Below are 22682 nucleotides of genomic sequence, written 5' to 3' on the forward strand. Positions count from 1 at the left end.
GGCAATAGGCTGTAACTCCATCCCATATCAAGCAGCCCCACACTCATGCCCGTTCCGTGACCAATTGACCACGCCGCCCGAAAGCGTCCCCGGCAAGCAGCCTTTTCTCCAAATTTCCGCAAAGTGGGTGAACTGCTTTATTTCGGGGCAGACTGCGCATAGAAAGTTCCTCAAAAACAAAAAACGCCCTTGACACATACCCCCACAGGGTATATTATAAGGGTGTAATAAATACCCCCAAGGGGTATATTTCTCAACAGAGAAAGGAGCCAATTATGCGCAAGGAAGCTTATGATATCATCGGGATGCACTGCGCGGCGTGCAGCTCGTCCGTGGAAAGGGTGACCCGGAAGCTGCCGGGAGTTTCCCGCAGCGAGGTGAACCTCACCACCGGCGTGCTGTCCATTGAATACGACGAGAGCCAAACCGCGCCAGAGGACATCGTCAAAAAAGTGGAAAAGGCGGGCTTTGGCTGCAAGCCCAAGGAGGAGCGCGGGCAGGCCAAGCCGAAGGAAGAGATTGACGAAGGCGCGCTGGAGCTTCAGCGCACTAAGCGAAACCTCATAGGCGCAATCGTCACCACGGTGATTTTGCTGTACGCGTCCATGGGCCAGATGCTGCCCACCCCCCTTCCGTTGCCGGATATCCTGTCCATGAAAACCCATCCGGTGAACTACGCAATCACGCAGATTCTTCTCACCATCCCGGTGCTGTGGTTCGGGCGGAGCTACATGATCAGCGGACTGAAAGCCTTGTGGCACCGCAATCCCAATATGGATTCTCTGGTAGCCATCGGCAGCAGCTGTTCGTTTTTGTACTCTCTCGCCATGACCTACCTGATTTCCGACGTTCCCCACCACGTCCATCATCTTTACTATGAGTCCGGAGCGGTGGTGCTGACCCTGATCATGGTGGGCAAATTCTTAGAGAGCCGCAATGTGCAGAAGACCAAGGGTGCGATTACCCGGCTGATGGACCTGCGGCCCGACGTGGCGATTCTCGCGGAGAGCGGCACAGAGGTGCCCACTGCCACCCTGAAGGCCGGGGACCTGATTCTCGTGAAGCCCGGCGCAAAAATTGCTGCCGACGGCAACGTAACAAAGGGCGAGAGCAGCGTCAACGAGGCCATGCTTACCGGAGAAAGCCTGCCGGTTGAAAAGGCGGAGGGCAGCTCCGTTATCGGCGGCAGCATCAATGGCGACGGGGTTCTGTACGTCTCCGTAACCCGGGTGGGCGAGGATTCCACTCTGTCTAAAATCATTCGCTTCGTGGAAGACGCGCAGGGGAAAAAGGCCCCCATCTCCCGGGTGGCGGACAAGGTAGCCGGGGTATTCGTCCCCGTGGTTATCGTGATTGCAATATTAGCCGCCGCCGCCTGGCTCATCGCGGGGCAGGATTTCCCCTTCGCCCTGCGCGTGTTCACCACCGTGCTGGTCATTGCCTGCCCCTGCGCTTTGGGCCTAGCAACCCCCACCGCCATCATGGTGGGAACCGGCCTCGGCGCTTCCAACGGCATTTTGATCCGCAGCGGCGAGGCGCTGGAAATCACCCATAAGACCTCCGCTGTGGTTCTGGATAAAACCGGCACTGTCACGGAGGGAAAGCCGGCGGTGACGGAGATTCTTCCCCTCGGCATGGAAGAAAATGCGCTTCTGGCGCTGGCGGCGGGCGTTGAGTCAGTGTCCCAGCACCCTCTGGCCTCCGCCATCGTGGAGGAAGCCAAGCACCGGGAGCTGTCGGCGCAGGACGCACCGGAAAAATTTGAAAACCTGTCGGGCCGGGGCCTGCGGGCCGAGACGGCCCATGGAACCATCCTCGCGGGCAACCGCAGGCTGATGGAGGAGTCCGGCGTGGATCTGACGGCACTGGAAGCAGACGCGGCGCGTCTGTCCGCGCTGGCGCAGACACCCATGTACTTTGCAAAAAACGGAACGCTGCTGGGCCTGATTTCCGTGGCGGACCAGGTAAAGCCCTCCAGCGCCGAGGCCATTGCCGCCCTCAAGGCCCAGAATATCCGCACGGTGCTCCTCACCGGCGACAACCGGGCCGCCGCCGAGGTCATTGCCGCGCAGGTGGGCGTGGACGAGGTGGTAGCGGAGGTGCTCCCCGAGGAGAAGGCAGGAATTATCCGCCGTCTTCAGGAAGAGGGCCAGACCGTGATGATGGTAGGCGACGGCATCAACGATGCGCCCGCTCTTGCTCAGGCGGACATCGGCTGCGCCATTGGAAACGGCAGCGACGTGGCCATTGAGTCCGCTCAGGTAATTCTCATGCGGGGCGATTTGAAGGATGTGGCCCGGGCCATCCGGCTCAGCCGCCTGACCATCCGAAACATCAAGCAAAACCTGTTCTGGGCGTTTTGCTACAACACCGTGGGCATCCCCATTGCCGCCGGTGCGCTGTATTTAAGCCACGGACTGCTGCTCACCCCCATGCTGGCGGGCGCAGCCATGTCTTTAAGCTCCATCAGCGTGGTGGGCAACGCCCTGCGGCTGGGCCGCAGAAAGCTGCTGTAAGGAGAATTGCAAATGGAGGAAAAGAAGTGCCCCGACACCGGGGAAAAATGCGCCTGCTGTACCCGCCACAAGCACCGGGAGCCCGCCGAGGCGGACGCGCTGCTCCGCCGCCTGAACCGCATAGAGGGTCAGGTGCGGGGCATCCGGGGAATGGTGGAAAAAGAGGTCTACTGCACCGATATTCTCACGCAGGTTTCGGCGGTGCAGGCCGCGCTGAACGCCTTTGCCCGGGAGCTGCTGGGCAATCACGTAAAAACCTGCGTGGTGGAGGACATTCAGTCGGGCCGCACCGAGGTGGTGGACGAACTGATGAATACCCTGCAAAAGCTGATGAAGTGAACGGTCCCGCTTTGGCGGACCGCAAGCGATAAAACAAACCAAATCATAAAAAGGAGACATGTATGATGAAAACCATTTCCGTACCCGATATGATGTGCGAAAACTGTGTGCGCCGTATTACGGAGGCCCTGACCAAGGAACACCTGAAATTTGAGGTTTCTCTGGAGAAGAAGAACGTGACGGTGGACGGTGACGAAAGCGCCGTGAAGACCGCCGTCGGCGAGCTGGAGGATCTGGGCTTTACGCCCGCCGTATAAAGAGGGACGCTGTTCTTCAAAATAAAAAGGGCGCAGCCTGTTGGCTGCGCCCTTTCTGCTTTCTCCCCTCCGGACCGCCCGGCACACAAAGATGGAGGGCGGAAGCAATGCTTCCGCCCTCCATCTATTTTCATTTGCTTAGCGGTTATACCCGCCGTTGAAGAAGTAGTTGAAGAGGTCTTCCATGCTGCCGCCATAGCTGTTGCCCCCGTCCTGAGACGGCTGCTGTGTCTCCTCCTGCTGTGGGACTTGGGTTTCCTCGCTGTCGGCGGGCACGCTGTCCCATGTGACGCTCACCGTCTGATAGCCTCCCGCCCGATAGATGGTGAAGGTGGAGGTGTCCCCGGCGGAATAAGACTTTTTCAAAGCCACCAGATCCTCCGAGGTAGCAATGTCGGTGTCGTCCACCTTAGTAATCACATCGCCCATCTTCAGTCCCGCCTTGTCGGCGGCACTGCCCTCCTCCACGGAGTAGACAAACACACCCTCGGTCACGTCATAACGGTACTGCGCCGCCATCTGTGCGGTCATGGTCCCCTGATTGATACCGAGATAGGGCTTGTTGGTGACATAACCGTTGGTCATGATGTCCTGAATCATGGCCAGCACGTCGTTCATGGGAATCGCAAAGCCCAGACCCTCCACGGATTGACTGGAATAAGAGGAGTACTTGGCGGACACGATGCCCACCACCTCGCCATACTGGTTGAACAGGGGGCCGCCGGAGTTGCCCGGATTGATGGATGCGTCGGTCTGAATCATGTTAAAGGGAGTGCCATCCACGTTGATGGCCCGGTTCACACTGGAAACCATGCCGCCGCTCATGGAGAAGGTGAGGTCGCCCAGCGGGTTGCCCACCGCCAGCACATGGTCGCCAACATTCAGCGTATCGCTGTCGCCCATAGTCACTGGCTGGAGTGCGGAAGCGTCAATTTTCAAAACCGCAATGTCATATTGCTGATCGCTGCCAATAATCTTCGCGTCATAGGTGTCACCGTTGTAGAGCGTCACCTTTACGGTGTTGGCATTGGCCACTACATGCTGGTTGGTGACGAGATAGCCGTCAGCGGTCAGGACAAAGCCGGACCCGGCAGAGGCCGTCTCCACGGACTGCCCAAAGTAATTGGTCCCCGAGCTGCCGGTGGTGCTGATGGAAACAACGGAGTTGACGTTGGCGGCGTAAACCTCCGCGTCGGTCATGGCGTTCTTCCCGTCCACTGCCTTGACGGAGACAGTGGCTGCGGTGCGGTTGGACATGTACACATCGGTGGAATTTCCGCCCCCGAAACCGCCCCACACGGCTACCCCCGCTCCCGCCGCGCCGCCAAGCAGCGCGCAGCTCAGGGCCAGAGCCACAATTTTCGCGCCCCCGCGGTTCTTTTTCGCTTTTTTTCCGGGTCCCTCGTCCCGGCTCTCCCGGTACGGAGCGTCCACCGCCGTCCGGGCGTCCCACGGCTCGCTGCCGTCTTTGCGATAAGTGTAATGATACAGATTCTTTTCGTCGTTATACATAATGATTTCCTCCTGATGTATATTCGGCGTCGTCTCCTGCCTGTTTTATAAAACAAGTATCACGGAGAGACATGTCGTGCAGATGAACGGAATATAAAAATTTTTTAAAATGTAAACAAGCAATCCGCCGCGTCCTTGCGGCACTTCTTTCTTGCACCTTTGAGTGAAGTATAGTATGCTTAGCTTAAAACAGTATGAAAGGACGCAGAAAAGTTTGCTGAAAATAGAAGGACTGAAACAGAGGCCCGGACGGGGCCTTAGAGAATTGGTGCGGGAGGCTGCCCGCATTCTGCGCGTCGGCGAGCACGAAATCAAAAGCATCCACATCCTGCGCCGCAGCGTGGACGCCCGGGAGGACCCGGAGCTGGTTTACACTGTGGCGGTGGAAACGGCGGAGGAGGAGAAGCTCCTGCGCCGCAGCCGGAATGCGAAAATATCCCGCTATATCCCCTCCCCCCCCTATGCGCTCCCGGAGCCCATGTCGCCGTCGGCGACTCCGCCAGTGGTGGTGGGTGCGGGACCGGCGGGCCTGTTTGCCGCGCTGCTGCTGGCCCGGGCAGGCCTGCGGCCCATCCTGCTGGAACGGGGCAACTCCGTGGAACAGCGGCAGGCGGACGTGGAGCGACTTTTTCAAACCGGGGCACTGGATCTCCAGTCTAACGTCCAGTTTGGCGAGGGCGGCGCGGGTGCTTTTTCCGACGGAAAGCTGAGCACCGGCACAAAGGATGTCCGCCACCGCTTCATTTTGGAGGAGCTGGTCCGTTTCGGCGCGCCGGAGGATATTTTAATTGACGCAAAGCCCCATGTGGGCACGGACATGCTCCACATTGTTCTCAAAAACCTGCGGCAGGAGCTGCTGAGCCTTGGGGCCGATATTCGGTTTGCATCCCGGCTGACGGGCCTGCAAACAGAAAACGGCGCCCTGTCCGGCGTCACCGTGGAGGGCCCCGACGGCGCGTATTCCCTTCCCTGCCGCCAGCTTCTTCTGGCAATCGGCCACTCTGCCCGGGACACCTTTGAAACACTCCTTGCCGCGCAGATTCCCATGGAGGCAAAGCCCTTTGCCGTGGGTGTGCGCATTGAGCATTTACAGGCGGACATGGATGGAGTACAATATAAGAAGTATGCGGGCCATCCGGATCTTCCCGTGTCCTCCTACAAGCTTTCCTGCCATCTACCGGAGGGACGGGGCGTTTTCTCCTTCTGCGTCTGCCCCGGCGGGCAGGTGGTGGCCGCCGCATCGGAGGCGGGCCGGTTAGTCACAAACGGCATGAGCCGCTTTGCACGAGATGGGGAAAACATCAACGGCGGATTGCTTGCCAGCGTCGCGCCGGAGGATTTCGGCGCAGACGGACCCCTTGCGGGCGTTACATTCCAGCGCAGGCTGGAAGAAGCCGCCTTTGCCGCAGGCGGGGGCGGATACCTTGCTCCGGCCCAGCGGGTAGAGGATTTTCTGGAAAATCGCCCCTCGCAAGGCCCCGGGCGGGTGAAGCCCACCTACCGCCCCGGCGTGAAGTGGACGAACCTGCGGGAGTGCCTTCCCGACTTTGTGTGCGACGCGCTGGCGCAGGCGCTGCCCCTTTTGGATCGAAAGCTTCCGGGCTTTGCCGCAGGCGACGCGGTTTTAACCGCCGTGGAGAGCCGCAGCTCGTCTCCCGTTCGCATCCTGCGGGACGAGACACTTCAAAGTGCGCTGCGCGGCCTGTACCCCTCCGGCGAGGGAGCGGGCTACGCCGGCGGAATCCTCTCCGCTGCCGTGGATGGACTGCGGTGCGCTGAAAAAATGATTGAAGCGCTGGGACAGCGCCCCTCATAAACCCGAGAACCACCCTACACTGTAACCTTTCAAGGAGGAATGAAAATGAGCCGAATCATCTGTGTCGTCAATGAATTCATTACCGAGGCCCACAAGCGGCAAATCGACGCTGCGGCGGAAAAGCACGGCTTCTCCGCCCGCTATTACCTCACCAAAGAGGACGCCGCCGGGCATCTTGAAGACTGCGAGGTGCTGTTCGGGCACTGGCGCTCCCTGCTTGCGGAGGCCCCCGGCCTGAAATGGTACTGCTGCTCTTATGCGGGGGTGGACCCTTATCAGCCGCCGTTCCGGTTTCCGGAGGGCGTGCTGCTCACCAACTCCTCCGGGGCCTACGGCGTGACCATTGCGGAGCACATTCTGATGGTGACCCTGATGCTCCAGCGGAAAATGCCGGACTATACCCGCATTATCCGGGAGCACGACTGGACCAACGACCTTTCCATCCGCTCCATTCAGGGCAGCCGCATCACCATGCTTGGCACCGGCGATATCGGCACCACCTTTGCAAAGCGAGCCAAGGCTCTGGAACCCGCAGGCATCACCGGCGTAAACCGCAGTGGGCGCAGCCCCAACGAAGTGTTCGACCGGGTGGTTCCCATGACGGAGGTGGACTCCGTTCTTCCGGAGACGGACATTCTGGTGATGGCCATGCCCTCCACGCCGGAAACCATCGGCTTTATGACAAAAGAGCGCATTGCCCTGCTGCCCACCGACGCGATTCTGGTAAATGTGGGCCGGGGCTCCGCCATTGATCAGGAGGCCCTAATGGACGCTTTGAATACCGGGAAACTTGCCGGTGCGGCGCTGGACGTGATGACGCCGGAGCCTCTGCCGGAAGACCATCCCCTGTGGGACACTAAAAATCTGCTGCTGACCCCCCACGTAGCAGGCAACATGACGCTGGGCTATACCTGCGACAAAACGGTGTCCCTGTTCTGCGACGATTTGGAAAATTACGCGGCGGGTAAGCCCCTTGCCCGTCTTGTTGACTTGAAAAGAGGATATTGATATGGAAAACTTTACGTTCTACTCCCCCACCCTGTTTGCTTTTGGCGACGGAGAAGCCCGGCGCTCCGGAGAATTGGTGCGTCGGTTCGGCGGTCATAAGGTCCTGCTGGTGATCGGCGGCGGCTCCGTGAAGCGGAACGGGTCCTACGATGCGGTGACAGCCTCGTTAAAAGAGGCCGGAATTCCTTACAGCGAGCTGTCCGGCATTCAGGCCAACCCCCGCAGCGGAAAGGTCTACGAGGGCATCGACCTCTGCCGCCGGGAGGAATGCGACTTTTTGCTGGCCATTGGCGGCGGTTCTGTCATCGATACGGCCAAGGCCATCTCCATGGGCGTGCCTTACGACGGTGATTTCTGGGACATCTTTGCCGGCAAGCATTCCATTGAAACCGTTTTGCCTGTGGGCGTGGTACTGACCATCGCGGCGGCAGGGTCCGAGGGGTCCGACAGCTGTGTCATCACATTGGAGGAGGGCAACCTGAAATGGGGCTGCCCGAAAACGGACGTGATCCGGCCCAAATTTTCCATTTTGGACCCCAGCTATACCTGTTCCCTCCCCGCGTATCAGACCGCCAGCGGCGTCACGGACATGCTGGCCCACATTATGGAACGGTACTTCACCAACACCAAGGATGTGGATATAACCGACCGGCTGAGCGAAGCGCTGATGAAAACCATCATCGCCGCCGCGCCCAAGGCCCTTGAACATCCGGACGACTACGCCGCCCGCGCAGACCTGATGTGGTCCGGGATGCTGGCTCACAACAATCTCTGCGGCACGGGCCGTTCGCAGGACTGGGCCAGCCACCAGATTGAACACGAGCTTTCCGCACTTTACGACTGTGCCCACGGCGCGGGCCTTGCAGTCGTCATGCCTGCGTGGATGGAGCACGTCCTGCCCCACGATGTGAACCGATTTGCCCAGTTCGCCGTCCGGGTTTGGGGCTGCGACATGGATTTTGCCCATCCCGAGGTGACCGCCAAAGCGGGTATCGCCCGGTTCCGTGCGTTTTTGAAGTCCATCGGGATGCCCCTCACCTTGTCGGAGGTGGGCGCAAAAGCGGAGGACATCCCCGTCATGACCGCCCGCCGCGAGGAGAAACCCGGCGGCTTCCCCTTCGGCGGATTTGTGAAGATCGGCCCTGATGAAATGACCGCCATTTTGCATCTGGCGGAGTAAGCCATTGTACAAAAAAGGCCCCCATTGCGTATCACGCAATGGGGGCCTTTTACTCTTTGAACCGTTGGGACGCTTGACCGTCAATAGGCCACACCCCAGAAAATATCGGTTTTGCAGGACTTGCCGCACACGGGACACAAACCCTCCGTCCCAGACTGAACCAGCGGCATACAGCGGGAGGTAACGCCCGCCTGCTCCTTCATCGCCACCTCACAGGCTTCATCACCGCACCATTTGGAGCGGAGGAAGCCGCCCTTACCCTCGGCAATGGTCTTTGCCTCGGCGGGGGTCTTGATATCAAAGGTGTTGTCCTCCCTGTTTTTTAGGGCCATGGCATACATGTTATCGTGAATTTCATCCAGCAGCTTCTGGGCCGCCGTCTCCAGTTCCGCAAGAGGAATGAACACCTTCTCCCCCGTGTCCCGCCGGGCGGCGACACACTGGCCCTTTTCAATGTCCTTGGGGCCGATTTCCACCCGCAGGGGCACGCCCTTCATCTCATATTCCGCAAACTTCCAGCCGGGAGAGTTGTCGGAATCGTCCAGCTTTACCCGCAGGCCCGCGTCCGCAAGACGCGCGCGCAGGGCTTCCGCCGCTTCCAGAACACCCTCTTTATGCATGGCCACGGGAATGACCACCGCCTGAATGGGGGCCACCTTGGGCGGCAGCACAAGGCCGTTGTCGTCTCCGTGGGTCATGATGAGTCCGCCGATAATGCGAGTGGACAGGCCCCAGGAAGTCTCAAAGGGATTGGTAAGACGGTTGTTTTTATCCGTAAAGGTAATGTCAAACGCCTTGGCAAAGCCGTCTCCGAAATAGTGGCTGGTGCCGCCCTGAAGTGCCTTGTGGTCATGCATCATGCACTCGATGGTATAGGTAGATTCCGCCCCGGCAAACTTTTCCTTCTCCGTCTTCCGGCCCCGGATGACAGGCATGGCCAGCGCGTCCTCGCAGAAGGCGGCATAGCACTCAAGCTGACGCTCCGTCTCCTCCACGGCTTCCTCCGCCGTGGCGTGGAGGGTGTGCCCCTCCTGCCACAAAAACTCCCGGTGGCGCAGGAAGGGGCGGGAGGTTTTCTCCCACCGCAGCACGCTGCACCACTGGTTGTAAAGCATGGGCAAATCCCGCCAAGAATGGACTACCCGACTCCAGTGGTCGCAGAACAGCGTCTCGGAGGTAGGGCGGATGCACAGCTTTTCCTCCAGCTTCTCGCTTCCGCCCATGGTGACCCACGCGCACTCCGGCGCAAAGCCGGAGACGTGGTCCTTTTCCTTTTGCAGCAGCGACTCGGGAATCAGCATAGGCATGGAGACGTTGGTATGTCCCGTCTTCTTAAATTCCCCGTCCAAAATGCGCTGAATGTTCTCCCAGATGGCGTACCCGTATGGCCGCAGGACGAACATTCCCTTCGTGCTGGTATAGTCGATCAGTTCTGCCTTTTTGCACACATCGGTGTACCACTGAGCGAAATCCGTGTCCCGGGACGTGATGGCGTCCACCTGTCTCTTGTCCTGTGCCATGTTCTTCATTCCTTTATATTTGTAATAATTGCAACCGCACATTGCATTTTCACCGAATACTTATTGTATCCAGTCCGGGGGAAATTGTCAACTGCTTCCCGGAAAACGTCACTGGGCGGCTTCCTCCGCCCGCTTCATCTGCCGCAGTACGCGAAGCATCAGCGGCACCGCCACGGCAAAGGTCAGCACGTCGGCCAGCGGCTGCGCCAGCATCACGCCCCAAAGATCCATCAGCCGGGGCAGCAGCAGCACCGCCGGAATAAAAAACACTCCCTGACGCGCCCCGGCCAGAAGGGTTGCAGGTCCGGTGTCTCCAATGGTTTGCAGCGTCATATTGCTGAACACCACCCAGCCGGTCAGCGGAAAGGTGGCGCATTGAAGCCGTAAAGCCCGCGCCCCCACAGCCACCACCTCCGGATCGTTCCGGAACAGGGCGATCAGCTCCGGCGCAAAAATGATTCCCAGTGCGCCCATCACCGTCAAAAATCCGGTGCCCCACTTTACGCAGAACCAAAAGCCCTGCCGCACCCGGTGATAGAGCTTTGCCCCGTAGTTAAATCCGCACACAGGCTGAAAGCCCTGCCCAAAACCAATCAGCGCGGAGCCGCCGAACACCATCACCCGGGTCACCACCGCCATAGCAGCGATCACCGCGTCGCCATAGCCCCGGGCCGCCCGATTCAGGCTGACCACCGCAAGACTGATCAGTCCCTGCCGTATCAGGGACGGCAGTCCGCCCCTTGCAATTTCCCGCAGGTAAAACAGCTTAAATTTTGCCTGAGTAAAGCGGGGCCTCTGGTTACTGCCCCGGCCGCTCTGCCACAACAGCAGGCAAAATCCGGCAAACTGGCTCAATACGGTTGCCAGCGCCGCCCCTGTCACACCCATATCCAGCACAAAAATGAACACGGGGTCCAGAATGACGTTCAGCACCGCGCCAGAGGCGATTCCCACCATGCCGTAGGCCGCGCTGCCCTGAAACCGAAGCTGGTTATTCAGCACCAGAGACGCTGTCATCCAAGGCGCGCCAATCAAAATGATACGCATATAGTCCTTTGCATAGGGCAGGATGGTGGGCGTGGCTCCCAAAAGGTCCGCCAGAGGCGTGAGGAACACCTCACCCAGCAGGCAGAGCACTCCGCCCGCCAGCAGCGAAAGGACAAACCCCGTGGAGGACATCTTGTGGGCTTCCTCCCCATTCTGCGCGCCCAGCTTTCGGGAAATATAGTTTCCGGAGCCGTGTCCGAAGAAAAACCCCACGGCCTGAATCACCGCCATCAGGGAAAACACCACGCCCACTGCCGCGGTGGCGCTGTTGCTGCCCAGCTTTCCCACGAAATAGGTGTCCGCCATATTGTAAACCGCCGTCACCAACATACTGACAATGCAAGGCACGGCCAGCTCGCCAATCAACCGGCCCACGGGCTCCGTGGTCATCCGGTGAAATTTTTCCTCCTGTCGGTCCTCCACGTTCTGTTCCTCCTCGTTTTGTACTTGCGGGACTTTCACCCCGTCTGTCTTTCTTGCCCCATCGATTAAAGAAAACCTCTCGACCTTTATCGGCGAGGGTTCCTGCACTCCCCTTCGGGGCGACTGCACGGCAGGCTTATGCCCGCCGTGCCTGAAGGTCGCGAGTATAGCGCGCCGCGTCTGCCGCGGATTCCGCCAGCAGACGCAAAAACTCCTCTGCCTGCGGCGTGGTCTTGGTGTTTTTTGCCCGAATCCAGCCAAGGCGCACACATCCACGCCCCTCCAACGGAACGGAAATCACCCGCTCGTCACTCAAGCCCGCGGTGAGAAGCCCGCTGCCGGTGGTAAACGCGTCGGTTTGCGCCAGCACCTCCATCATGGCCGTGCGGCTGTTGACGCACACGGTTTTGGCGGGCTTTTTATCGGTAAAAAGCTGATATTCCTCGGAAAAATCCGCCGCCGCGCCCTGATCATGCTCAAAGCAGGCGTAGGGATATTCGAGAAGCTTTTTTTCGGTCAGGCCTTCGCAGGCGGCCAGCGGATGATCCCGGCGCAGATAGACGCAGGGCGGCACCGCCGCCAGCTCGTGAAACTCCACATCCTGATCGTCCATCCGGCGGCGGATAATTTTCTCCGTCAGGTCCGACAGGAAAATCACCCCCACGTCCGCCCGGTGCTCGCACACGTCCTGAATGACCGCATCCATCCCCGTCTCCCGGATTGAAAGACTGTACCCCGGCGCATCCGTGGTCTTCAGCAGGCGCAAAAAAGCGTCCTCCGCAAAAGGATAGCGCTGGGTGGACACGGAAAAGCGCACGGGAGCAGGCGCAAACCGGGCACCGGTATACAGGCTTTCGATCCGCCGCTTTTGCTCCATCAGGGAAACGGCGTGGGTGATAAATTCCTCGCCCTCCGGCGTGAATTCCACGCCTCGGTTGCTGCGGCTGAAAAACTGAATACCCAGCTCCTCCTCCAGCTCCCGGATGGCGGCGGAGATTCCGGACTGGGAAAGAAACAGCTTTTGGGCCGCCTTGTTGATGGAGCCGCACCTGCTGACCTCTACCACATAAGAGAGTTGCCGGAATGTCATGAGACTCCCTCCTCGTCAATCAGCTTACTCTTTCCAGTATAAAAATTTTTGACAACCTTGTCAATTCATTATCGGAAAAACCGGCAACTGATTTTCGGAAATACGCGCTAACGCCTTTTCCCAGAATCTGCTATATTGTTGTTAAGGAATATAAAAAAATTTCTTACTTCAGGAAATATATAGCTATATTTTACAATTTCTATGCAAATTTGTCGTCTTTGCGGGGCGGTTGCCGATTTCCTCCGTCCCGCCGCAGCGGAACGCTTTTTTGTCCGCCGCCAGCTTGCCCGCTTCGCGGGCCGTCAGAAAGGATGGTCATTATGAAACATGAACAAAGGCTCGGTTTCTCCACCCGCCAGATTCATACGGGGAAGGAAGTAAACAGCGCCGGTTCCCTCTGCGCACCCATCTATCAGACCTCCACCTTTTCCTTCACCTCCGTGGAGCAGGGCGGAGCCCGGTTTGCCGGGAACGAAAGCGGTTACATATACACCCGCCTTGGCAACCCCTCCCTGACGCAGGTGGAGACAAAGCTGGCCTCCCTGGAGGGGGGCGAGGCGGCGCTTGCCGCCGCATCCGGCATGGGGGCCATCACCACCGCCCTGTGGACCTCCGTTGTGGCGGGGGACGAGATTCTGGCGGATGAGACACTGTACGGCTGTACCTATGCCCTTTTAAGCCATGGGATGCGCAAATTCGGGATTCATGTGACTCTCACCGATCTGAGCCGCCCGGAAAACTTAAAAAAGCACCTGAGCCGCAACACAAAGGTAGTCTATTTTGAAACGCCCTGCAACCCCACCATGAAGGTCATCGACATTGCCGAAATCGCCAGGATTGCCCATGAGTTCAATCCCTCCATCCGGGTCATCGTGGACAACACCTTTTGCTCGCCCTATCTCCAGCGCCCGCTGGAGCTGGGCGCTGACACAGTGGTCCACAGCGCCACCAAATACATCAACGGACACGGGGATGTGATTGCAGGCTTTGTGGTGGGCAGCGCGGACTTTATCGGCCAATGCCGGATGTTCGGATTGAAGGACATGACCGGCGCGGTGCTGAGCCCCTTCGACGCATTTTTAATCAACCGAGGCCTGAAAACGCTTAGCCTCCGCATGGAGCGCCACTGTGCAAACGCTGAAAAGGTGGCGGAGTTCCTCCGGGGACATCCCGCAGTTTCTAAGGTATATTATCCCGGCCTGGAGGATTTTGAAGGCCGGGAAATTGTCCGGAAGCAGATGAAACTGCCCGGTGGCATGATGGCCTTTGAGCTGAACGCCGACCGCGCAGCAACCGCTGCTGCCCTGAATCAATTGGAACTGTGCGTCATTGCCGTGTCTCTGGGAGACGCGGAGACGCTGGTGGAGCATCCCGCCTCCATGACCCATTCCACCTATACCCCGGAGGAGCTGAAATCCGCCGGAATTAGCGAGGGGCTTGTCCGCATCAGCGTGGGGCTGGAGGACCCGGAGGACATTATCGCAGACTTCAAGGCCGTACTGGATACGCTGCTTTAAGTCTGCCCAATTCCGACGCAAAGGGATTTTTTTCGAGGGAATTGGGCCCCGCACGCCCCAAAAACCGCAACATGTAAGGGACTGAGGAAGATACTTCCTCAGTCCCTTGTTTTCCAGCGCCAAAGAACGCCGGGCTTTATTTCAGAAAATCCGCAAGGCGGGTTTTCAGCTCTTTTTAGTCGTTGGGTACAAACTTACTTGCCGGAGCGTGGCACACGGGGCAGATATAGTCCGGGGGCAGTGTCTCGCTCTCGTAGATATAGCCGCACACGGTGCAGCGGAAGCCCTTACCCACCATTTCACGCACCACAGTAGCCGTCGGAGGTGCGCTCTTGCCGCGGTTGGAAAACTCCTTCAGCGTCATCATCTCTCCGCCGGCAAGAATCTCCGCGTCCACAGCCTCCCCAACCAGCAGCACATAGCTTCCGATTTCCAGCTTATCCACCACACGGCAGCTCACCCGAGACACCATATTCTCTGTGAGATAGGGGTTTCCACTCTCGTCCGTCTTCGGCTCAAAGGCGGCGAACTTGTCCCCCACACGACCGGATTTATAGCCGAAGGTATTGATGATTTCCTCAGGGCAGTCCTTCCCCAGAAGCGTCACGGAGAAAACACCGGAAGCGAGAATCGCCTCGGTGGTGGAGTGATCCTTATTCAGCGTGACAGTGAAGCGGGGCGGACGGGAGGAAGTTACCTGCGCGAACGAGGTGACGATGCAGCCCTGCCGCTTTCCGTCTGCGGAGGTGGAGATGAGATACATGCCGTAGTCCATGGCCTCATAGGCTTTTGCGTTTATTTTTGCCATAAAAACGCTCCTTTCCTTTGCCGATCCCGGCGGTCCATTCGTATATTGATTGATACTAATATAGCAGAAGCTTCATATTTTTGGAAGTAGCGAATGCAACAAAAAACTTTTCCCGTTTTCTCTATGGACAAACGCGCGTTTTGCGCGTATACTTTCTTAAAATCATTATCATTATCTCTATTACTTTTTGAGATAAGTAAATTTAATATTGAAAAGGAGTGGTTCCATGTCTGAGAGCTATGCGGGCAAAATCAACCGAAAGCTGCTGAAAAAACGGCGTATCATCGAGGCCGCGTCGGGCCGCGAAAAGGCGGACCTGGTGCTGAAAAATGCAACCTACGTCAACGTGTTTTCCAACGAGCTGTGTCAGGCGGACATCGCCGTGGCCGAGGGGCTGATTGTGGGCATGGGAAGCTACGAGGGCGTAATCGAGGCGGACATGACGGGCAAAATCGTCCTGCCCGGCTTTCTGGACGCGCACATCCATCTGGAAAGCTCCCTGGTCAGTCCCCGCGAGTTTGTAAAAGCGGTGCTGCCCCACGGCACCACCACGGTCATCACCGATCCCCATGAGATTGCCAACGTGATGGGAACCGACGGCATTGAGTACATGCTTCAGGCCACAGAGGGGCTGCCGGTGGACGTGCGGTTCATGCTGCCCTCCTGCGTCCCCGCCACGCCGCTGGACGAATCCGGGGCGATTCTGGACTATCGTGCCATTGACTCCTTTTACGACCATCCCAGAGTGCAGGGCCTTGCGGAGATGATGAACTTTGTGGGCATCATCAACGGCGACGAGCAGGCCGTTGAAAAAATTGTGGCGGCGCAGGCCCATCACAAAAAGATCGACGGCCACGCACCGGACCTTCAGGGCAACGATTTGAACGCCTACATCGCCGCCGGGGTCTATTCCGACCACGAGTGCCACGATTTGAGCGATGCGGTTGCCAAGCTCCAGCGGGGCCAGTTCATTATGATTCGGGAGGGCACCGCTGCCCGGAATCTGGAGGCGCTGGTTCCCCTCCTGTGCGACAAATACGCCGAGCGCTGCATGTTTTGCACCGACGACAAGCACCCCAACGACCTTTTGGAAAAGGGCCACATTGACTACATCGTCCGGCGGGCCATCGCCCTGGGGGCGGACCCCATCACTGCGGTGAAGGTGGCCTGCCACAACGCCGCGCGGTACTTCCTTTTGAACAACCGGGGCGCCATCGCGCCGGGGTACCTTGGGGACTTCGTGGTGATTGACAGCTTCGAGTCCTTCCAGATTGAGAAGGTCTATAAACGGGGCGAGTTGATGGTGGAAAACGGCGAACTGCGGGACTTCCCCGCCCCGTCCATCGAGCCGTATCTGGTAGAGCGGGCGCACAACACCTTCCATGTGGGAACACTGACAGCGGAGGACTTTGCGGAAAAGCGCCCCCGGGGCATCATCGGCATGGTCCCCGGCGAGATCACCACGGTGGACGCGGGCTACTCCGACCGCATTGACACGGAGTACGACGTGCTGAAGCTTGCCGTGGTGGAGCGCCACAAGAACACCCACCATATCGGCATCGGCTATATTCAGGGCTACGGCCTGAAATCCGGCGCGGTGGCCACCTCCATCTCCCACGATTCCCACAACATCATTGTGGTTGGCACCAACGAAGCGGACATGGCCGCGGCGGTCAACCGGGTGGTGGAGCTGAATGGCGGCATTGTGGTGCTGGACGGCGGGCACTCCGTTGCAGAGGTTCCCTTGTCCATCGCAGGTATCATGAGTGAGGAGCCTTTGCCCGAGGTGAACCGGAAACTGGAAGACGCAAAGGAAAAGGCATCCGCTCTCGGCGTCTCCAACGGGGTGGACCCCTTCATGACCCTCAGCTTCATGGCCCTGCCGGTCATTCCGTCCCTGCGCATCACTACCCGGGGTGTGTTCGACGTGAGCCGCCAGACCTACGTATAAGTGCATCGGCACACAAACCAATTCCGCCGCGCGGACAAGGGCGCAAGCTTTTGTCCGCGCGGCTTTTTCTCTCCGTGAGCCGCGCCAAGATTTTCTCCGCTTCGCGGGGTTCCAACGGTCATTTTGCCGAAAATGCAGGACAAATCCTTTCTTCCACCATTTTTAGCTTTTCATACGGGCTGTTTTGTGCTACATTAAAACACAAGTTTAAAGAAGCCCGCTGCAAAAACAGTGGGTCTGGGAGGGATTTTTTATGATTACGCTGCACTCCTCCGGCGTGTTTCTGTCCGGAGGCGTTCCCTGTAAAACCGCGTCCGTCTCCCCGGAGGAAGGGCGCAGACGCACTCTGTCCTGGTCCATCCTGCAAAGCCACAATCGATCCGGTGACGAGAACAAGCTGCGGCTCCGCTTTGACGCGATGGTTTCCCACGACATCACTTATGTGGGCATTCTCCAGCAGGCCCGGGCCTCCGGAATGCGGGAATTTCCCCTGCCCTATGCCCTCACCAACTGCCACAACAGCCTGTGCGCCGTGGGCGGTACCATCAACGGCGACGATCACGCCTTCGGTCTTTCTGCCGCGAAAAAATACGGCGGCATCTACGTCCCTGCCAACCAAAGTGTCATCCATTCTTACGCCCGGGAGCAGTTGGCGGGCTGTGGAAAAATGATTCTCGGCTCCGATTCCCATACAAGGTATGGCGCGCTTGGCACTATGGGCGTGGGCGAGGGCGGCCCCGAGCTGTGCAAGCAGCTTTTAAAGGACACCTGGGACGGAGATTACCCCGAAATCGTTCTGGTCTGGCTCACCGGCGCGCCGAAGCCGGGGGTCGGCCCCCACGACGTGGCTCTTGCGCTGATCAAGGCCACGTTTGAACAAGGCTTTGTCCGCAACCGGGTGTTGGAGTTCGCGGGACCGGGCATTGCGTCCCTCCCCATGGACTATCGCAACGGCGTGGACGTGATGACCACAGAAACGGCCTGCCTTTCCTCCATCTGGGTGACGGACGGCACAGTGCAGAAATTTTACGAGGCCCACGGACGAGCCGGGGAATATCTGCCGCTTGTCCCCGGCGAGGGGGCCTACTACGACCGAATGGTTTCCATCGACCTTGACACAGTGGAACCCATGCTGGCCTTGCCCTTTCACCCCTCCAACGCCTATCCCATCCGGGAGTTTCTGGACAATGCCGCCGACATTCTCTCGGCGGTGGAGTCAGACGCAAAGCAGCGCTGGCCCAAGACCAGCCCCCGGCTGTTGGATAAAATCCACGACGGCGGCGTGTGGGCCGATCAGGGCATTGTGGCAGGCTGCGCGGGGGGCCTGTTCGACAACATCACCGCCGCCGCGGATATTTTAGGCAGCGGCCCGGAGAGCGGCGATTTCTCCCTCAGCGTCTATCCCACCAGCGTGCCGGTGAGCCTTGCCCTGACCCGGGCGGGAATTTCCGCCGCTCTGCTGGAGGCGGGGGCGGTTTTAAAGCCCAGCTTCTGCGGCCCCTGCTTCGGCGCCGGGGATGTGCCCACCAACAACGCCCTCAGCCTGCGGCACACCACCCGCAACTTTCCCAACCGGGAGGGCAGTAAGCCCGGCGAGGGGCAGTTCGCCGCCGTGTGTCTGATGGACGCAAGGTCCATCGCCGCCACCGCCCGGAACGGCGGCAGAATCACCCCTGCCACCGAGGAAACATTTACCCTCCACCCTCTTCCCTATGCATTTGACCCCGCCCCCTATGAAAAGCGGGTGTATAACGGCGTAGGTCATCCCCTGCCGGAGACGGAGCTTGTGATGGGCCCCAATATCGCCGACTGGCCCGTGATTCAGCCCCCGGCAGAAAATCTGCTGGTGGAGCTGGCGGCGGTTTTGCGGGACGAGGTCACCACCACCGACGAGCTGATTCCTTCCGGCGAAACCTCGTCCTACCGCTCCAATCCCCTGCGGCTAGCGGAGTTTACCCTGTCCCGCCGGGAGCCGCAATACGTTCCCCGTGCCAAAGCGATTGCCGGCGAGGAATCGGAGCGATTGGCGGGAGCCCCCTCGGAAAAGCTGGTTTCTCTTCTCAATCGCGTGGGCGACGGCGCGGCGCTTTTACGAACCACCCAATTCGGCTCCGCCATCTACGCCAACCGGCCCGGAGATGGCTCGGCCCGGGAGCAGGCCGCCTCCTGCCAGCGGGTGCTGGGGGGCTGTGCCAACCTGTGCCAAAGCTTTGCCACCAAGCGCTACCGCTCTAACTGCATTAACTGGGGCATTTTCCCCTTTACGATGGATGCGGACTTTCCCGGTGAGGACGGCGAGTGCGTCTTTATCCCCGGCGTGAGAAGTGCACTTTCCAATCAACAGGAAGCCCTGCCTGCCGTGCTGCTGCGCAGAGACGGGACCTCCGTCCCCCTGACGCTGCACTTACAGGACCTGACGGCGGAGGAGCGGGAGATTCTGCTGGACGGATGCCTGATGAATTATTACAGAAAGAAGAACGGCTGAGATGGAAACGCTTCAAATGAAAACGCCTCTGGTGGAAATGGACGGAGACGAGATGACCCGCGTGCTCTGGCGCATCATCCGGGACGAACTGATCTGTCCCTACGTGGATTTGAAAACGGAGTATTACGATCTGGGCCTGCCCCATCGGGACGAGACAGGGGATCAGGTCACGCTGGACGCGGCCAACGCCACCCGGCGGCTGGGCGTGGCGGTGAAATGCGCCACCATCACTGCCAATCGCCACCGGCAGGAGGAATACGGCCTCAAAGAAATCTGGCCCTCGCCCAACGGCACCATCCGCGCCGTGCTGGACGGAACGGCCTTCCGCGCGCCCATATTGCTGCCCTTCCTCCGTCCGGCGGTTCCGGGATGGGAAAAGCCCATCACCGTGGCCCGCCACGCCTACGGCGACATGTACAAGGCCGTGGAGCTGGTGACAAACGAGCCGGGTGTGGCTACGCTGGAGTTCACCGGCGAAAGCGGCAGGACGCAAAGCCTCACCGTTGCCAAAACAAAAGGCCCCGCCGTGTTTCAGGGGCAGCACAATACGGAGGGTTCTATCCGTGCTTTTGTCCGCTCCTGCTTCCAGTACGCGCTGGACACAAAGCAGGATTTGTGGTTCTCCGCCAAGGATACTATTTCCAAGGAGTATGACGGGGAGTTTCGGCGGGTGTTTGACGAGGAATTTGCCAATACCTACAAGGTCAAATTCGACGCGCTGGGCCTTCAGTATTTTTACACGCTGATTGACGACGCAGTGTCCCGTGTCATGCGCTCCAAGGGCGGGTTTGTCTGGGCACTGAAGAATTACGATGGTGACGTGATGAGCGATATGATCGCCGCCGCTTTTGGCTCTCTTGCCATGATGACCTCCGTACTGATGGCCCCGGACGGGTCCGTGGAGTTCGAGGCGTCCCACGGCACCGTCACCCGGCATTTTTACCGCTATCGCGCCGGGGAAAAGCCCTCCACCAACGCCACGGCCACCATATTCGCCTGGACCGGCGCTCTGCGCCGCCGGGGCGAGCTGGACGGGCTGCCGGATTTGGTTTCCTTCGCTGGAAAGCTGGAGGCCGCCTGCCTTGAAACCATGCGGGACGGCATCCTTACCGGCGATCTTGCGGTTTTGGTGGAGCCGGAGCATTGCAGGCAGATTGTCAACTACGAGGAATCACTGGAGGCCATCGCAACGCGGCTGGCTAAAAAAATGCACGATGCCGACCGGCGTTAAACCAATCCCATTGCGCCTATAAAATTATACGTCTGAGAGATGGCCCGGAATGGGCCGTCTTCTCTTTTTTGGTGCTTCCAAGCAAACGCCCCTTCTCAGACCGTGGCATCACGAAAATCAGCCGAAGGGTCTGTTCCTTCTCCCAGTTCTTTTTTGTCGTTTTCCTTCTTCGGGCTTCCATTTTCTTTCGTCAATTCCCGTTCATCCTCATAAAAGCCCGGAGGGAAGAACTAAGTGTTCTCCCCTCCGGGCTTTTTCGGCAGTCTGTATAAATCTAATCCGACTTACTCCGGCTGCATGGCGGTGCGGAGCGCATCCGTCACAGCGCCCTCAAACAACTCCGTGGCGTGGGCGTGAAGCGTCTCCATCGCGCCTGCGGAAAGCTTGCAGTCCATCTTCCCGTTCATGGACAAATCCATATCGAAGATAAATTTCACTTCTGGGTCCTGCTGTCCGTCGGGCCGGTTGCCCCGCAGGCGGCCCGGACCGGCGTGGATTTTCGCCACGCTACTGGAATCCAGCTTGCATTGCAGGTCCACTCCGCAGTTAAGCACATCCTCCTCCCGCACGTCCGGCTCGGCGAGAGGGCCGAGATAGGGCGGTGTAATCAGCTCCGACCACGGTGTTCCCTGCAAAGCCAGCTTCTCCCGGGAGAGAATATTCACGTACCGCAGGCCCACCCGTTCAAAATAGGCAGGCTTGTAAATACGGATAAATTCCGCCAGAGGCCGGTCCAGCTCCCGCGCAAACTCCTCCCACCCGGTATAGCGCAGGGTGGACAGCGCCAGAAAGTTCTGGGTCAGGTTGATTTTCCACAGGTTGTCCGCCGACACAAAATGATAGTTGCTCACGGCTTTCTGCTGCCGGACCTGCGGGTTGGGACCGCCAAGACCCTCCACCTGAGGCGGCGCGGTGTCCTCCTTCCGGGCAAACTGAGGAAAGTCCTCCCGGATCGCCTCCTGAAGCGCCGCCGGCTCCCGCTCATTGATGGTCAGAATCGCCGGAAACCGAAACTGGCAAATCACCTCGTGGGCGGGGGCATTGGCATAAACCGTTCTGGGATGTTTCGAAAACAGCATGGCACAAAGGCTCCTTTTTTCAACGTTGTCCTTATCATAGCCCTCTCGCGGAAAAAAGTCAATCAGAGGTAAAAGCGATGACAGCCGATCGTGGTGTAATAATCCCTGTTTCCATTAATCCACAGCCCTTGGGACAGGGCAGGTGCGTAAAAATACAGGCTTTTCCCCACCACGCTCACCCCGTCCAGGGCCAGCTTTGCCGCCGCCACCGAGCCGCCGGTGGGCGTGTCATACACCGTTCCGTTGCTCACCGGCTCAAACTGCACGGCATCCTTGCTGTCAAACACCACCTGCCTGATGGTATCCGGAAACTCCGAAGAGGCCACCCGGTTCAGCACCACATTTCCCACGGCGACCTGGCCCTCCAGTGATTCGCCCCTGCTCTCCGCGCTGATGATACGTGAAAGCCAATACAGCTCCTCCGCGTCGTAGGCCGCGTCCGGAGACGTTACCGCCGCCCCGCCGAATATCCCGTCCCATACGGCAGAACCGCCGCAGGCGGTGGCCATAAGCCGCAGGGGAACATAGGTCCGTCCGTTCTCTACGGTCACAGTTCCCTCGTATGTATATCCGTTCACGGTGACAGTGTCAAGGGCGGGATTTGCCGTCAGATGCCCGGTTTCGCTCTCCGCCACGGCCTCTTTCCGGGTCCCATCCCAGGAAAGCTCCCAGCCGCCGAACACATCCAGCAGCGTCCGCAGTGGAACGTAGGTCACGCCGTCCCTTATGTAATTCATCGAATTCAATATCTCGCCGTCCACCTGCACCCGCACCGTCCGGTTCGATCCGGCGGCGGGAACGGCAGCTCCCGCCGCCAGCGCCGCGGCCAGCATTGCCGCTGTCATTACGCGTCTCACTTTCCATCGTCCTTTCCGCTCCCACCCCGACGGCACGGTGCTCGCA

17 protein-coding genes are annotated in these 22682 nt (G+C 59.0%); 10 read left to right on the plus strand and 7 right to left on the minus strand.

Going from position 1 to position 22682, the window contains the following annotated elements:
- Positions 1-275 precede the first annotated feature (275 nt).
- The 3 genes from ABVS15_RS04200 to ABVS15_RS04210 all read left to right on the plus strand — a co-directional run bounded on the left by ABVS15_RS04200 (position 276) and on the right by ABVS15_RS04210 (position 3112).
- On the plus strand, positions 276-2516 hold the full coding sequence (locus tag ABVS15_RS04200) for a heavy metal translocating P-type ATPase (protein ID WP_369282496.1): 2241 nt from the start codon (positions 276-278) through the stop codon (positions 2514-2516).
- 12 nt (positions 2517-2528) lie between these two features.
- A complete protein-coding gene (locus ABVS15_RS04205; protein ID WP_369282497.1) occupies positions 2529-2855 on the plus strand; it encodes a metal-sensing transcriptional repressor in 327 nt (108 codons plus the stop codon).
- A gap of 62 nt (positions 2856-2917) precedes the next feature.
- The gene (locus tag ABVS15_RS04210) at positions 2918-3112 is read left to right on the plus strand and encodes a heavy-metal-associated domain-containing protein (protein ID WP_369282498.1); all 195 of its coding nucleotides are present in this window, start codon (positions 2918-2920) and stop codon (positions 3110-3112) included.
- Between the two features lie 138 nt (positions 3113-3250).
- On the opposite strand, the gene ABVS15_RS04215 is transcribed toward ABVS15_RS04210, so the two are convergent.
- Entirely contained in the window at positions 3251-4624 is a 1374-nt protein-coding gene (locus tag ABVS15_RS04215; protein WP_369282499.1) for a S1C family serine protease, read from the minus strand.
- A gap of 214 nt (positions 4625-4838) precedes the next feature.
- Here ABVS15_RS04215 and ABVS15_RS04220 point away from each other — a divergent pair, with 214 nt between their 5' ends.
- The 3 genes from ABVS15_RS04220 to ABVS15_RS04230 are packed head-to-tail and all read left to right on the plus strand — an operon-like array spanning position 4839 to position 8628.
- Positions 4839-6440 carry an NAD(P)/FAD-dependent oxidoreductase gene (locus ABVS15_RS04220; RefSeq protein ID WP_369282500.1) on the plus strand — a complete coding sequence of 534 codons (1602 nt, stop codon included), beginning with the start codon at positions 4839-4841 and terminating at the stop codon, positions 6438-6440.
- A gap of 45 nt (positions 6441-6485) precedes the next feature.
- Positions 6486-7448 (plus strand): D-2-hydroxyacid dehydrogenase, encoded by a 963-nt coding sequence (locus ABVS15_RS04225; RefSeq protein ID WP_369282501.1) that lies wholly within the window; start codon positions 6486-6488, stop codon positions 7446-7448.
- Position 7449: 1 nt separating this feature from the next.
- Entirely contained in the window at positions 7450-8628 is a 1179-nt protein-coding gene (locus tag ABVS15_RS04230) for an iron-containing alcohol dehydrogenase (protein WP_369282502.1), read from the plus strand.
- An 80-nt stretch (positions 8629-8708) separates the two neighbouring features.
- On the opposite strand, the gene proS is transcribed toward ABVS15_RS04230, so the two are convergent.
- The 3 genes from proS to ABVS15_RS04245 form a co-directional block, all read right to left on the minus strand.
- Positions 8709-10148 (minus strand): proline--tRNA ligase, encoded by a 1440-nt coding sequence (proS, locus tag ABVS15_RS04235; protein WP_369282503.1) that lies wholly within the window; start codon positions 10146-10148, stop codon positions 8709-8711.
- A gap of 108 nt (positions 10149-10256) precedes the next feature.
- Positions 10257-11618, minus strand: coding sequence for an MATE family efflux transporter (locus ABVS15_RS04240; protein WP_369282504.1), 1362 nt, complete (start codon positions 11616-11618; stop codon positions 10257-10259).
- A 136-nt stretch (positions 11619-11754) separates the two neighbouring features.
- Positions 11755-12708 (minus strand): LysR family transcriptional regulator, encoded by a 954-nt coding sequence (locus ABVS15_RS04245; RefSeq protein ID WP_369282505.1) that lies wholly within the window; start codon positions 12706-12708, stop codon positions 11755-11757.
- A gap of 320 nt (positions 12709-13028) precedes the next feature.
- On the opposite strand from ABVS15_RS04245, the gene megL reads away from it, so the two are divergent.
- Positions 13029-14225 (plus strand): methionine gamma-lyase, encoded by a 1197-nt coding sequence (gene megL, locus ABVS15_RS04250; protein WP_369282506.1) that lies wholly within the window; start codon positions 13029-13031, stop codon positions 14223-14225.
- 175 nt (positions 14226-14400) lie between these two features.
- On the opposite strand, the gene ABVS15_RS04255 is transcribed toward megL, so the two are convergent.
- A complete protein-coding gene (locus ABVS15_RS04255; protein ID WP_369282507.1) occupies positions 14401-15033 on the minus strand; it encodes a flavin reductase in 633 nt (210 codons plus the stop codon).
- A gap of 226 nt (positions 15034-15259) precedes the next feature.
- Between ABVS15_RS04255 and ade the strand changes: the two genes are divergently transcribed.
- From ade to ABVS15_RS04270, 3 genes are all read left to right on the plus strand, one after another.
- A complete protein-coding gene (ade, locus tag ABVS15_RS04260) occupies positions 15260-16984 on the plus strand; it encodes an adenine deaminase (protein WP_369282508.1) in 1725 nt (574 codons plus the stop codon).
- Positions 16985-17237: 253 nt separating this feature from the next.
- Positions 17238-19469 (plus strand): hydratase, encoded by a 2232-nt coding sequence (locus tag ABVS15_RS04265; RefSeq protein ID WP_369282509.1) that lies wholly within the window; start codon positions 17238-17240, stop codon positions 19467-19469.
- 1 nt (position 19470) lies between these two features.
- On the plus strand, positions 19471-20700 hold the full coding sequence (locus tag ABVS15_RS04270; RefSeq protein WP_369282510.1) for an NADP-dependent isocitrate dehydrogenase: 1230 nt from the start codon (positions 19471-19473) through the stop codon (positions 20698-20700).
- A 284-nt stretch (positions 20701-20984) separates the two neighbouring features.
- Here ABVS15_RS04270 and ABVS15_RS04275 read toward each other — a convergent pair whose 3' ends face one another.
- On the minus strand, positions 20985-21779 hold the full coding sequence (locus ABVS15_RS04275) for a TIGR04255 family protein (RefSeq protein WP_369282511.1): 795 nt from the start codon (positions 21777-21779) through the stop codon (positions 20985-20987).
- Between the two features lie 62 nt (positions 21780-21841).
- Positions 21842-22636 (minus strand): cell wall hydrolase, encoded by a 795-nt coding sequence (locus ABVS15_RS04280; RefSeq protein WP_369282512.1) that lies wholly within the window; start codon positions 22634-22636, stop codon positions 21842-21844.
- Positions 22637-22682 lie beyond the last annotated feature (46 nt).

The sequence above is a fragment of the Oscillibacter sp. GMB15532 genome (genome assembly GCF_041020825.1).
GTDB lineage: Bacteria > Bacillota > Clostridia > Oscillospirales > Oscillospiraceae > Oscillibacter.